Source organism: Phenylobacterium sp., assembly GCF_020253645.1.
Classification (GTDB): domain Bacteria; phylum Pseudomonadota; class Alphaproteobacteria; order Caulobacterales; family Caulobacteraceae; genus Phenylobacterium.
Window position 1 is genome coordinate 1 of the sequence record NZ_JADCBG010000035.1, and the last position, 12,656, is coordinate 12,656.

At 68.4% G+C, this 12,656-nt stretch carries 10 protein-coding genes; 5 read left to right on the top strand and 5 right to left on the bottom strand.

Annotated features, from left to right (window positions below):
• From INE98_RS02700 to INE98_RS02710, 3 genes are all read right to left on the bottom strand, one after another.
• The coding region (locus INE98_RS02700) for an acyl-CoA dehydrogenase family protein (RefSeq protein WP_293536349.1) at window positions 1-661 on the bottom strand (661 nt) is incomplete at its 3' end.
• Between the two features lie 69 nt (window positions 662-730).
• The gene (locus INE98_RS02705; protein WP_293536351.1) at window positions 731-1,942 is read right to left on the bottom strand and encodes an acyl-CoA dehydrogenase family protein; all 1,212 of its coding nucleotides are present in this window, start codon (window positions 1,940-1,942) and stop codon (window positions 731-733) included.
• A 36-nt stretch (window positions 1,943-1,978) separates the two neighbouring features.
• Window positions 1,979-3,202, bottom strand: a complete 1,224-nt coding sequence (locus INE98_RS02710) for an acyl-CoA dehydrogenase family protein (protein WP_293536354.1) — start codon at window positions 3,200-3,202, stop codon at window positions 1,979-1,981.
• A 162-nt stretch (window positions 3,203-3,364) separates the two neighbouring features.
• Between INE98_RS02710 and INE98_RS02715 the strand changes: the two genes are divergently transcribed.
• The 5 genes from INE98_RS02715 (at window position 3,365) to INE98_RS02740 (ending at window position 9,941) form a co-directional block, all read left to right on the top strand.
• Window positions 3,365-5,083: a bifunctional lysylphosphatidylglycerol flippase/synthetase MprF gene (locus INE98_RS02715; RefSeq protein WP_293536356.1), complete on the top strand. Its 1,719-nt coding sequence runs from the start codon at window positions 3,365-3,367 to the stop codon at window positions 5,081-5,083.
• Window positions 5,084-5,426: 343 nt separating this feature from the next.
• Window positions 5,427-7,868, top strand: a complete 2,442-nt coding sequence (locus INE98_RS02725) for a peptidoglycan-binding protein (RefSeq protein WP_293536359.1) — start codon at window positions 5,427-5,429, stop codon at window positions 7,866-7,868.
• A 72-nt stretch (window positions 7,869-7,940) separates the two neighbouring features.
• On the top strand, window positions 7,941-8,810 hold the full coding sequence (locus tag INE98_RS02730; protein WP_367120160.1) for a sulfite exporter TauE/SafE family protein: 870 nt from the start codon (window positions 7,941-7,943) through the stop codon (window positions 8,808-8,810).
• A gap of 7 nt (window positions 8,811-8,817) precedes the next feature.
• Window positions 8,818-9,504, top strand: a complete 687-nt coding sequence (locus tag INE98_RS02735; protein ID WP_293536361.1) for a TIGR02186 family protein — start codon at window positions 8,818-8,820, stop codon at window positions 9,502-9,504.
• Window positions 9,504-9,941, top strand: coding sequence for a DUF3429 domain-containing protein (locus tag INE98_RS02740; protein WP_293536363.1), 438 nt, complete (start codon window positions 9,504-9,506; stop codon window positions 9,939-9,941). The genes INE98_RS02735 and INE98_RS02740 overlap by 1 nt, the downstream gene beginning before the upstream one ends.
• Here INE98_RS02740 and pdeM read toward each other — a convergent pair.
• Window positions 9,938-10,663, bottom strand: a complete 726-nt coding sequence (gene pdeM / locus INE98_RS02745; protein WP_293536365.1) for a ligase-associated DNA damage response endonuclease PdeM — start codon at window positions 10,661-10,663, stop codon at window positions 9,938-9,940. The two genes, INE98_RS02740 and pdeM, sit on opposite strands and share 4 nt — an antisense overlap.
• A partial coding sequence (locus tag INE98_RS02750; protein WP_293536367.1) for a ligase-associated DNA damage response DEXH box helicase occupies window positions 10,660-12,656 on the bottom strand: 1,997 nt, incomplete at its 5' end. The genes INE98_RS02750 and pdeM, both read right to left, overlap by 4 nt.

Genomic DNA, 12,656 nt, shown 5'->3' on the forward strand with positions numbered 1-12,656 from the left:
AGGTCTCGCAGAAGGGCGAGTTGCCGGCGATCAGGCGGATCGGCCGGACCTCGACGCCCGGCTGGCGCATGGAGAAGACCACGAAGGAGATGCCCTCGTGCTTCTTGGTGGCGTCCGTGCGGACCAGGCAGAAGATCATGTCGGCCCACTGGGCGCCGGAGGTCCAGATTTTCTGGCCGTTGACCAGGAAGTGGTCGCCCTTGTCCTCGGCTCGGGTCTGGAGCGAGGCGAGGTCGGAGCCCGCGCCGGGCTCCGAGAAGCCCTGGCACCAACGGACGCGGCCATTGACGATGTCGGGGATGTACTTCTGTTTCTGGGCCTCGGTCCCGTACTCCAGCAGGGTCGGGCCGAACATGCTGACGCCCATGCCGACGATGGGATTCACTGCGCCAATGGCCGCCATTTCCTGCTGCAGGACCCTGGCCTGGTCACGGGAGAGGCCGCCGCCGCCGTACTGGGACGGCCAGGTCGGGACGCCCCAGCCCTTGGCGCCCATGCGCGCCTTCCACAGCGCGAAATCGCCCTTGGCGGGCTCAGGTGAGAGGACCATCGCCTCGAGGGCGGCGAGGTCCTTGCGCAGGGAGACGGGGAAATTCTCCTCGAGCCAGTCGCGCGCCTCGGAGCCGAAGCCTTCGAGTCCACGGTCGTCAAAATCGACCATCAGAAATACTCCCTAATTTTCAATATTTTATGGCTAATCATACCATATGGAGGCAGTTACGCGAGTCGGTTATTTCGGATCCGGGAGGCCCAGAACCCGCTTGGAGACGACGTTCAGGTTGATCTCCGAGGTCCCGCCCTCGATGGAGTTCGCCTTGGCCCTCAGCCAGGTTCGCACTGCGGCCAGTTCGGGGGAGGAGAAGCCTTCGCCCTCCCAGCCCAGACCGGCGGTCCCCAGGGACTCGACGATCAGTTCGTTGCGCTCCTGGGCGATCTTCGCGCCGGCGTACTTCATGATCGAGGTGACGGCGGAGGGGCCCTGGTTGGACTTGGACTCATCCGCCGCCCGGCGGACGGTCTGCTGGAAGGCCTGGGTCTCCATCAGGTGCTCGATGATCCGTCGGCGAAGGTCGGGATCGGCCAGGCGACCATCCTCGTCGACGCCCACATAATCGAGGGCCGCCTCCCGCACCGTCAGGGCCGCCGCTGGAGCGCCGATCGAGCCGCCCCCCAGTCCCGCGGAGATATTGTCGCGTTCGAACTGGAGCAGGCGCTTTGCGACGGTCCAGCCGCCGTTCAGGGGCCCGAACAGCTGGTCCTTCGGAACCTTCACGTCCGTAAAGAAGGTCTCGCAGAATGGAGAGGTGCCGTTGATCAGCTTGATCGGGCGGACCTCCACCCCGGGGGTGCGCATGTCGATCAGGACGAAGGAAATGCCTTCATGCTTCTTGGATGTGTCGGTGCGCACCAGGCAGAAGCACCAGTCCGCTATGTTCGCCCCCGAGGTCCAGATCTTCTGGCCATTAACCAGCCAGTGGTCGCCCTTGTCCTCGCAACGGGTCTGCAGGGACGCCAGGTCGGACCCTGAACCGGGCTCGGAATAACCCTGGCACCAGCGGACCGAGCCGGTGACGATGCCGGGCATGTGCTGGGCCTTCAGGGCTTCGGTCCCATACTCCAGCAGGGTGGGGCCGAACATCATCACGCCCATGCCGCCGATGGGATTGCGAGCGCCGACCTTCGCCATTTCCTCCGCCAGGACCCTGGCCTTGGCGCGGGAGAGGCCGCCGCCGCCGTAGGCCGCCGGCCAGGTGGGGACGCCCCAGCCCTTGGCGCCCATGCGTTCACGCCAGGTTCGGGCCTCGTCGCTTTCGCGCCCGCCCCCCATGGCCGCCATCTGCGCAGCCGGATCCGCGGCGAGAGCCTTTGGGAAGTTTGCCTCCAGCCAGGTCTTCGCTTCCGTCCGGAAGCCCTCGAGGTCTTCGCCGCCGAAATCCGCCATCTGTCCCGCCTCCTGAAAAATCTGCGTCCGGAAAAACTAGACCGGGTCCGGTAGCCCGAGCACCCGCTTCGAAATGACGTTGAGGTTGACCTCCGAGCTTCCGCCCTCGATCGAGTTGGCCTTGGCCCGGAGCCAGCCGCGCACAGCCCCGATCTCCTGCGGGGCGTAGTCGTCACCCGACCAGCCAAGACCCTGGCTTCCCATCATCTCCACGATGAGCTCCGAGCGCTCCTGCGCGAAGGCGGCTACCGAGTACTTGATGATGGAGGTCGCGGCGGAGGGGCCATTGGAGGCTTTGGACTCCGCCGCAATCCGGTTGAGCGTCTTGTAGAAGCAGTCGAAGTCCATCTTGTTGCGGGTGATCCTGCTGCGCAGGTCCGCATCCGCCACGGCCCCGGTTTCGTCCGTCCCGATATAATTGCGGGCGATGACGCCGAGGTCGCTGGACGTACCCGAGGCGCCCTCGCCCGGGCCGAAGCCGCCGGAGATGTTCTGGCGCTCGTACTGCAGAAGCCGCTTGGCGATCTGCCAGCCGCCGTTGACCTGTCCCACGAGGTTGCCCTTGGGGATCTTCACGTCCGTGAAGAAGGTTTCGCAGAAGGGGCTCTCACCCGAGATCAGCTGGATCGGCCGGGTCTCGACGCCCGGGGAGGTCATGTCGATGAGGACGAAGGAAATGCCTTCGTGTTTCCGGCTGGTTTCCGTGCGGACCAGGCAGAAGCACCAGTCGGCCTTGTTGGCGTAGCTGGTCCAGATCTTCTGGCCGTTTATCAGCCAGTGGTCCCCCTTGTCTTCGCATCGGGTCTGCAGGGAGGCGAGGTCCGAGCCCGCGCCGGGCTCCGAATAGCCCTGGCACCAGCGGGCCTCGCCCCGGACAATGCGCGGCAGGTGCTCGAGCTTCTGGGCCTCGTTGGCATATTCCAGCAGGACCGGTCCCAGCATCCAGAGACCGAAGGACGACAGGGGCGGGCGGTAGCGGCCACGAGCCAGTTCCTGCTCGATGACCTTGGCTTCTTCGGGCGAAAGCCCGCCTCCGCCATAGGCGACCGGCCATGTCGGCGCGGTCCAGCCTTTCTCGGCGACACGGCGCATCCAGACGATCTGGGGGTCCTCGGACCCGAGGAAGGCGCGGCCGCCCCAGACCGACTCAGGGTCCGTGCGTACGTCCGAACCACGCAGCTCTGCAGGGTAGTTCGCCTCGAGCCAGCTACGGACCTCGGCCCTGAAGGCCTCAAGGGTCTCGCCGCCAAGATCCGCCATGGGCTTCCTCCGATTGAGCGCTGAGCCGCGCGCCACATTAGCGGTCGCCCCGGCAGGAGCAAGACATTCGCAGGGCGGGTTTGATCCCCCGGGGTCTGGAACCCATCTCTTAATCTTGCGAGGATAAACTACCGGCTACGTTCCATGCTTCTCAGGTTGAAAATGGCGCTCAGACGAGAGTTCAGACCGGCCCTACTGTCGGCCGCTCCCCTGCTGAGCGCGATCCTTGTCATGGCCGCGGGCGCCCTGCTGATTGCTTCCGGGGCAACCCCGTCCTCGCCCGAGCGATTCATGCGTCTGGCGGTCGCCCTCCCGGCCCCGGTCATCGAGATCAGCCACTTCGCCTCCAGCGTTCTGGGGCTTGTTCTGGTCATGCTGGCCTTTGGTCTGAGGTCGCGGCTGGACGCCGCCTGGGCGGCGAGCGTGGCGGTCCTCTTCCTGACCGCTCTGCTGTCCTTCTCAAAGGGCCTGATCTGGGAGCAGGGTCTCATTCTGGCGGCGATCGGGGTCTTCCTCGCGCCCCTGCGCGCCGCCTTTCCCAGGAAGGCCGCACTTTCCCAGATGGAAGTCACGCCAGGATGGCTTCTTGGCGCGGGCGCCGCCGTCGTCGGGGCGGGCCTCCTGGGCGTCTGGTTCTTCCAGCACGTTTCCTATGAAGACCAGCCATTCTGGAGCACCATGGTCGATGGCGATGTCGCGCGTTCGATCCGGGCCTGGGCGGGCGCGGCCTTGGCCTTTCTCGGATATGGCGTGTGGCGTCTGGTCGCGACGGCGGCGACCCCCCGGGTGATCGGTGAGGATGACTCCGACTTCGCCCGGGTCCGGGCCATTCTCGCAGACTCGGAGACGGCGGAACCCCTCTCCAACCTCGCCCTTTTCGGGGACAAGCGCTTCCTGTTCTCGGAGTCTGGCAAGAGCTTCATGATGTTCGGGGTCCGAGGGCGCTCCTGGATCGCCCTCGGAGGCCCTGTGGGCCGGCGGGATGAACGGCTTCAACTCCTCTGGCGCTTCCGGGAGCTTGCCGACGCGCACGCCGCCCGACCCGGCCTCTACGGCATCGGCCCGGATGATCTCCCGGATGTTGTCGAGCTCGGCTTCTCCATCCAGAAGATCGGAGAGTGCGCGCGCCTGCCGATCCAGGACTTCGCCTTCGAGGGACAGACCCGGGCCAAGATCCGCCGCGCCTGGCGACAGGTGCGGGATGGCGGGGCGCAATTCGAGGTCGTCCCGCCGGGAGGGATCGACGACTTCATGTCGGAGCTGGCGGAGATTTCAGAGGAATGGCTGGCGCGGCAATCCGGGGGGGACAAGTCCTTCGCGCTGGGCGGATTCAATCCCCGTTACCTGAGGGAGTTTCCTGTCGCGATCGCACGCTGGGAAGGAAAGATCGTCGCCTTCGCCAATCTCTGGCCGACCTCCAGCCTGGACGCCTTCTCCATCGATCTGATGCGCTACAACTGGGCCGCACCAAAGCGGATCATGGACTTCCTCTTCGTCGAGCTGATCAGCTGGGGCCGTGACCAGGGCTACGCATACCTGGACTTCGGCAATGCGCCCCTCGCGGGGCTCGAGGATCGTCCGCTGGCCCCCGTCATGACCCGGGTCGGCCGTCTGATGTTCGACCTGGGGGAGGATGTCTACAACTTCCAGGGCGTGCGGAGCTACAAGGACAAGTTCCACCCGAACTGGGAGCCGAGATACGCGGCGGCTCCCGCCAAGTGGGCTATCGCCGTCCTGCTGGCGGACGTCAGTCTCCTGACCTCCGGCGGCTTCGCCGGCCTCACGCGACGCCCCGGGAAGGCGGACATACCTCCCCCCCGCAAGGCCGAACCGGTCGCCGGCCAGGCGGACCCGAAGGAGGCGGTTCAGGGTCTCGTCTGACCGGTGGTGATGCCCATCAGGTTCACCAGATGAACGAGGAAGAGAAGGCAGGCGGTTGCAGCAGCCGCCATCAAGGGGCGCCAGGGCATCATTCGGGGCCCGCGTCGAAAATCCGGGGGCCGCGCACCCCGCCATGCCGAAAAAACGGTGAGGCCGGCGGAAGCGGCAAGTGCGACAAGGGTGACTTTGACGTCCACTCCGGCAGTCTCCACGCGTGAGGACGGGGCATCCCCAGATATCCACAAGGTCTCGCCCCCCGATGCGCCCGACAGGTTAACCCCGCGTTTACACCTCAAAGCCGGCTGGGTAGACCGGTGTTCGGCGGTTTGGGAGAGCGATTCGCATGACGGCAGGGGCCCCATGGAGCGTCAAGGGGATCGATCCGAAAGCCCGCGAAGTCGCCAAGGAACTCGCCGCCCGGGCGGGGATGACTCTTGGGGAGTGGCTTAACCGGTCTATTCTCGACGGCGAGACTCCACCGGCGACCGCTCGCCGGCCGCAGGCTGCGCGCGAGCTCCCGCAGAGTGGAACCCGGGACCCCTTTGATCGCCCTGAGGCGGATCTGCGACGGCTGACGGAGGTTCTCGACCGACTCGCAGATCGCCTTGAAGGTTCTGAGGGGCGCACTGGCAAGGCCATCTCCAATCTCGAGACCACCGTCCGGGCTACCCTTGGCCGACTTGAGCAAGCCGTCGAACACTCACAGCCCCCCGGTCGTCAGGAGTCCCGCTTCGACCGCCATGAGGGAGTGCTCCGGGCGCTGGAGAATGCCCTCAGCCGGCTTGCCGCCCAGGTTCAGGACGGTGAGGTCCGCACACGGGAGGCGCTCGACGGTCTGCGATCCCGCCTTGACCGCGCCGAGTCCCGTCCCCAGGCATCGGCCGCAGGAATGGACCAGATCTCCCTCCGCGTCGGAGAGATCCAGGACCGAACCGCCGCCGCCATGAGTACCTTGAGGGAAGCCTTTGCAGGGGTCGACGAGCGGCTCGCCCGGCTGGAGTCCGCCGCCCTCGAGGGCGTAGAGGAAAGGCTGAGGGAGGTCTCTTTTCGGCTTGGAGAGCGGCTGGACGCGGCTCGCGCCGAGATGTCCCGTGAGCTGGGGGAGGCGTCAGGCCGCAGGATTTCCGAGCTTGAGCGCGCCCTCGCCGACCTTACGGTCAAGGTCGAGAAGGTCGAGAAAGAGGCTTCCGGCAGGGTCGCCCTGGACCCAGGGCCTGACAAATCGCTGGATGAGCCCTCTGCGGCCAGGCGACCCGCGGACGAGGTCGAGCGGATCGGCGAGATCCTGAAGAGCCGGCTCTCCCGCGCGGATCCGGGTCAGGCGGCTACGCTCTCACGGCTGGGGGACGAGGTCACGCGCATGGGCGACAGCCCGGGCGCCTGGACTGAACCGCCGGCCTCCCCGTCTCAGGGCGGATGGGATGTCGCGACGGAGGACGATATCTCCCGGCGGATCCGCCAGAGTGAGGACCGGACGGCGCGTCTTCTTGAAGAGGCGAGACTCCGACTGGATTCTCGCTTCCCGCCTTCCCGGATGCCGGCCGCTGCAACCCGGTTCGATGAAGATGAACATGCGCGGGTCCTCGCCCTGTTCGACGACGAGGACCAGGGTCCGGCGACGGCTGGCGGCGTGGATCGATCCTCTGACACCGGGGAGTTCCCGGTTAACGCCGAGGCCCCAGGGGATTGGCCGGTGGACCTGCTCGCCGAGGCCCGGGCGGCGAACGCCCGAAGTCCCCTGGACATCCTCGACGGACCTGGGCCCACTGATGTCGACCAGGACGCGCCGACCTTGCCGGGGCTTGACCTGGCGGCGCCCCGTCCCGCACCGCGCCCGCGGCGCTTTGCAGGGCCGGGACTCACCTCTCTGGCGGTCTTCAGCATTTCAGCCTCTCTGGTCGGTTTCGCCACCCTGACCCTGTTCGATGCCCCTTCCCGGGAAGCCGGCGCCGGGTCGGTCGCCCGCACTCAGCCGGACGTTCTGGCCCCCGCACCGCAGGCGCCTGTCCGGGCGGCGGTCGCTCTGGCGCCGGCTGCAAGTGTGCCTGCACCTGCCTCCGCCGATGCCGGGCGGACGCCCGCAGCGGCGGCGTCGCCCACTGCTCGCGCGTTATCGGCGGACTCTCGGTTCCGGAGGGCCCAGGCGGATCTGGCCGCCGGCCGGATCACCGCAACGACCGAAATCCAGGCCCTGGCGGCTTCGGGCCATCGTCCAGCCATGCGCAGTTTGTCGGGGCTTTATTCAAAGGGCGAAGGCGGTCTCTCCAAGGACCCTCTTCAGGCGCGCTCCTGGTTGCGCCGGGCGGCCGAGGCGGGTGACCGGGTCGCCATGCACAGCTATGGTCTCGACCTCATGAACGGGACGAATGGCGCGCAGGACCCGGCGATGGGAGTGGGGTGGATTCGGCGCGCGGCTGAGGCCGGCCTCGTCGACAGCCAGTTCAACATGGGGGCCATCTACGAGCGCGGCATGGGTGTCCCAAAGGACCTCCGCCAGGCCTTCGTCTGGTACTCCCGGGCCGCCGACGGCGGCGATGGGGAGGCCCTGCGGCAGGTGGAGCGGCTCCGGCCGGTTCTCAGCGCTTCGGCGTCAACTGCGGCCGAGGACATCCGCCTCGCTCAACGGGCGCTTGGGCGGCTGGGGTACTATTCGGGGCCGGCGGATGGCGCCCTGTCAGCTCCTCTGCGATCCGCCATAGAGGCCTATCAGAAGGACCAGAATACGCCGCCGACGGGTCTCCTCGACGAGGCGACGCTCAGGCGGCTCGCCATGCTGGGCCGCTGACGCCTCCGGAGGGCGGGATCGCTGGACGTTTACCTCCCCATCGCTGAGATTTCCGTCAACGCTCCGCTTCTGGTGGCCGCAGGCGCCCTTGTCGGCTTTGTGTCAGGTCTGTTCGGGATCGGTGGTGGATTCCTGATGACGCCGATCCTGGTCTTCCTGGGGATTCCCGCTCCTGTCGCGGTCGCCAGTATGGCGGGGCACGTCGCCGCCTCGTCGACTTCGGGGGTCCTCGCCTATTCCGCCCGTCGCGGCGTCGATTTCCGGATGGGCGGCGTCCTGGCGGCCGGTGGGGCTGTGGGAGCGCTGGTGGGTGTCGAGGTTTTCCGCTTCCTGCGCCTCGCCGGGCAGGCGGATCTGGTCGTGGCCCTCTCGTATCTGGTCTTCCTGGGCACGATCGGGTCTCTCATGCTCTGGGAGTCCGTCGGCGCCCTGATCCGTCGCCAGCGCGGAGAGGTGGGCCCTGCACACACCCAGCGACGGCCCCTCCTCCTCTATGGTCTGCCGTTCCGTATGCGGTTTCCCCAGTCGCGCCTCTACATCAGCGTCTTGCCGCCCCTGGGCCTGGGCGCGCTTGCGGGCGTCCTTTCGGCCGTCATGGGAGTTGGTGGCGGCTTCATCCTTGTGCCGGCGATGATCTACCTTCTGAGGATGCCTGCGAGCGTCGTCGTGGGAACAAGTCTCTTTCAGATCATCCTGACGACGTCCCTGACCACCCTGCTCCAGGCTGGCCGAAATCAGACCGTCGACATCGTTCTCACCGGCCTTCTCGTGATCGGGGGCGTCCTTGGTGGCCAGCTCGGAGCCAGGGCGTCCTCGAGGATCCGCGCCGAGGAGCTCCGGGTGGTTCTGGCGCTTCTTATTCTGGCCATCGGGCTGGCCATGGGGGCGACCTTGACCCTGACCCCCGGCGATCCCTACGTCCTTCTTCCGGTGGGCGGCTGAGATGGCGATGCCCTCGCTTCCCCCCGTTGAGCTCGCCGCCGACCTGAGCAGCGCGACCATCGAGGTCACGACCGGGTACACTGGCGCCCGTATCTCCGTCTTCGGGGCGGTCTTTGGCGCCACGGGCGCGCCCGCCGACGTGGTCGTCGTGGTGCGGGGCCCGGAGGAGCCGGTCGCCATCGCGCGCCGGGAGCGTCGAGCTGGCCTCTGGCTCAACGGATCGCCCCAAACCGTCTCGGGAGCGCCGGGCTTCCACCTCACAGCCTCAAGCCGAAGATTGTCGGAGATTGCTGCCGAGGACGCCCTGCGAAGCGCTGGCGCCGGGCTCGGGGGCGTATCCTTCTCAGCCGGCGGAGGAGAGCCCTACAGGCAGGCCTTTCTCCGTCTAAAGGCCCGTGAGCGGCTTTATGTCGAGGATCCCGCCGGCGTTCAGTTTGTTGATCGGGGTCTCTTCCGGGCAAGGGTGGTGCTCCCGGTCTCCGCTCCGGTCGGGTCCTACAAGGTGGACGTCATCCTCTTCCGGGGCGGCCGCCCCGTCGCGCGCCGAAGCCGTGACCTGACGATCGAGAAGGTCGGCGTGGAGCGGGTGATCTCCGGCTTTGCCCGCGAGCGGCCATGGGCTTATGGTGTGATCTCAGTGTCGATCGCGCTCGCCGCCGGCTGGGCGGCCTCTGCGGCCTTCAGGAGGGTGTGATGCCCTTGGCTCCCACACCGGTCTTGGTCCTTGCCCTGGTCGGACTGTCCGGGTTTCCGGTGGCCGCTGCGGTTTACGCCTTCGGCCCTCCCGATCTGCGATTCACCGCGATCCATGTCCTTCTGACCTGGTCGGCGGTGATCCTCGGCTTTCTGGGCGGCATCCGCTGGAGCCAGGAGACCGACCGCGACCCGCCGCGATTCCTCAGACTGGCGGCGGCCATGCTGCCCCCCCTCGCCGGAGGAGGCCTCCTGCTGGCTCGGGACTTTGTCCCCGCCGACTGGATTCTCGGCGGTTTCATCGTGACCTATCTTGCGGCCTGGCTCTTCGATCGGGCTCCCCAGACCCTGGCGCGGTACCCTGCCCTCATGACCCTGCTGACTTTCTCGGCCTGCGTGTCCCTGGCCCTGGCCCTGGAGAAGGCCCTGCGCATCTAGCGCCCGTCCGTCCGCAGGGACCGGACGCCCGCCGCATGCACCCGGCTGTCGCCGAGGGCCGCCACGACCGGCGCACCCCGGAACAGGCCGGCGAACGCGGCGTCCAGCACGTTCAGTCCCCCCGTGAAGGCGCCGTAGGCCGGCAGGACGGCTCGCTCGCCATCGGTCACCAGGCATCGCCGCCGCACAGCCCCGCGCGGGGTGGCGATCCGGGCGCAGGGGTGCAGGTGTCCGGCGATCTCCCCCGGGGCTGCGCCCGGCTCCGGTTCGTGCCTCAGGACCAGGTCGCCCAGGCGGATCTCGTCCGCCGCCTCGCCGGGCAGGTCGCGGTCAGGCTCGGGATCGTGGTTGCCCGTAATCCAGACCAGTTGCGAAGTCCGCCCGAGCGTTTCCAGTGCGGCCCGGTCCTCGCCCGACATGCGCCGCGAGGCGTCCCGGTCGTGGAAGGCGTCGCCCAGGAAGAGGATGCAGCGGGGCGCCTGAGCCGCCGCGTCGGCCGCCAGCCGGCGAAGCGTCTCGCGGGTGTCGAGCGGGGGCAGGAGCTGGCCCCGGGCGGCGAAGGCCGAGCCCTTCTCCAGGTGCAGGTCGGCGACCACCAGGGTCGAACGCCCCGAAAGGAACAGGGCGCCTGAAGGCAGCAGCCGGGCGGCCTCGCCGGCCAGGGTCAGGGCCATCGCCCCGTCCTCGAGGGCGCGCAGCCCCAGGGCCTGGACCGGGCTCACGCCAGGGCCTCGGCGATGAGGTCGCTCTCGGCCTCGGCCAGGATGGCGTCCCCCGCCTGCCCGGGCGACCTCTCCTTGCCGATCTCCATCAGCATGGGCACGGCGAAGGGCGAAAGGCGCTCCAGGGTCACATGGCGGATGCGGCCCGCCACCCGGGCCAGGAGGTCGCCCAGCCGGGCGGCGTCGATCATGCCCTCGGCGGCCTCCTGCCGGGCGCAGTGCAGCAGCAGGTGGTCGGGCTGATGGCGACGCAGGACGTCGTAGATCAGGTCGGTGGAGAAGGTGACCTGCCGCCCGGTCTTGCGCGGCTCGCCCGGGAAACGCCGCTCGATCAGGCCGGCGATGATGGCGCAGCCCTTGAAGGCCCGTTTCATCATGAAGCTCTCCGCCAGCCAGTCCTCCAGGTCGTCGCCCAGCATGTCCTGGGCGAACAGGTCGTCCATGTCGACCTCGTCCATGGGCCTCAGGGACCAGACGGCCAGGGCGTAGTCGTTGCAGACAAAGCCCAGGGGCTGGGCGCCCGCCCGCTCCAGCCGGCGGGTCAGCAGCATGGCCAGGGTGGTGTGGGCCAGCCGCCCCTCGAAGGGATAGGCCACCAGGAAATGCCGCCGGCCCCGCGGGAAGGTCTCCACCAGCATCTCGTCCTCGGCGACGATCCGCGAGTGCAGACGCTGCAGGCCCAGCCATTCGCGCACGTCGGGGGGCAGGCGTCCCCAGGCCGCCTCGTCCGACATCATCCGCCGCACCCGGCGGGCGAGGTGGCTCGACAGGGCGAACTTGGACCCGCCCCAGGAGGGCATGTTGGGGTCTTCCGACCGGGCGGGCCGGACCAGCACGTCCAGGCCGGTGATGGCCGCGAGGCTCCAGACCTGGCCGGCGAAGACGAAGGTGTCCCCCGGGTCGAGCATCTCGAAATAGCCCTCCTCGATCTCGCCGATCTTGCGGCCCCCGACCAGGCGCGAGCCCTGGACCACCCGCACCGACAGGACGTCGGGCGACAGGATGGCGCCGAGGTTCAGCCGGTGGCGCCGGGCGGTGTCGGCGTTGCGCACCCGCCAGAGGCCGTCGGGACCGCGCACCATCCGCCGAAAGCGGTCATAGGCCTGCAGGGCGTAGCCGCCGGTCGCCGTCAGGTCGAGGGTGCGGTCGAAATCCTCCCGCGACAGGTCGCGATAGGGCCCGGCCCGGCGGACCTCGTCGAACAGAGCCTCGTCGGAGACGGGCTCGGCGCAGGCGCAGCCCAGCAGGTGCTGGGCCAGGACGTCCAGGGCGCCGGTCCGCAGGGGCTCGCCATCCAGCCGGTTCTCGGCGATGCACTCCCGCGCGGCCTGGCACTCCAGAACCTCGAACCGGTTGGCGGGCACGAAGAGGGCGCGGCTGGGCTCGTCCATCCGGTGGTTGGCCCGGCCGATCCTCTGGACCATGCGGCTGGCGCCCTTGGGCGAGGCCAGCTGGATGACCAGGTCCACGTCGCCCCAGTCGATGCCGAGGTCGAGGGTGGAGGTGCAGACCACCGCCTTCAGCTCGCCCCTCGCCATGGCCGCCTCGACCTTGCGCCTCTGCTCGGCGGCCAGGCTGCCGTGGTGCAGGGCGATGGGCAGGTTCTCCTCGTTCAGCTTCCAGAGTTCCTGGAAGGCGAACTCGGCCTGGAAGCGGGTGTTGACGAAGACCAGGGTCGTGCGCGACGCGCGGATGGCCGCGTAGACCTCGGCCATGGCGTGCTGGGCGGTGTGCCCCGCCCAGGGCGTGCGCCCGCCCGAGAGCAGGAGGTCCACCTGCGGCGTCGCCCCCGGCGGCCCGCGCACCAGGTCGACGGGCCTGTCCCCGTCGCCCATCCAGCGCTGGATCACGGCGGGGTCATCCACCGTCGCAGAAAGGCCTGTGCGCCGCAGGCGCGGCGCCAGAGCCGACAGGCGCGAGAGGCCGAGGGACAAGAGGTCGCCCCTCTTGGAGGCGTGCAGGGCGTGGATCTCGTCGATGATGACGCAGGCCA

Bases quoted from the DNA above. Each gene is read 5' to 3' on its own strand.
- INE98_RS02710 (WP_293536354.1), bottom strand. From the start codon at position 3,202: ATGGCGGATCTTGGCGGCGAGACCCTTGAGGCCTTCAGGGCCGAGGTC.
- INE98_RS02705 (WP_293536351.1), bottom strand. From the start codon at position 1,942: ATGGCGGATTTCGGCGGCGAAGACCTCGAGGGCTTCCGGACGGAAGCG.
- INE98_RS02740 (WP_293536363.1), top strand. From the start codon at position 9,504: ATGCCCTTGGCTCCCACACCGGTCTTGGTCCTTGCCCTGGTCGGACTG.
- INE98_RS02735 (WP_293536361.1), top strand. From the start codon at position 8,818: ATGCCCTCGCTTCCCCCCGTTGAGCTCGCCGCCGACCTGAGCAGCGCG.
- INE98_RS02715 (WP_293536356.1), top strand. From the start codon at position 3,365: ATGGCGCTCAGACGAGAGTTCAGACCGGCCCTACTGTCGGCCGCTCCC.
- INE98_RS02725 (WP_293536359.1), top strand. From the start codon at position 5,427: ATGACGGCAGGGGCCCCATGGAGCGTCAAGGGGATCGATCCGAAAGCC.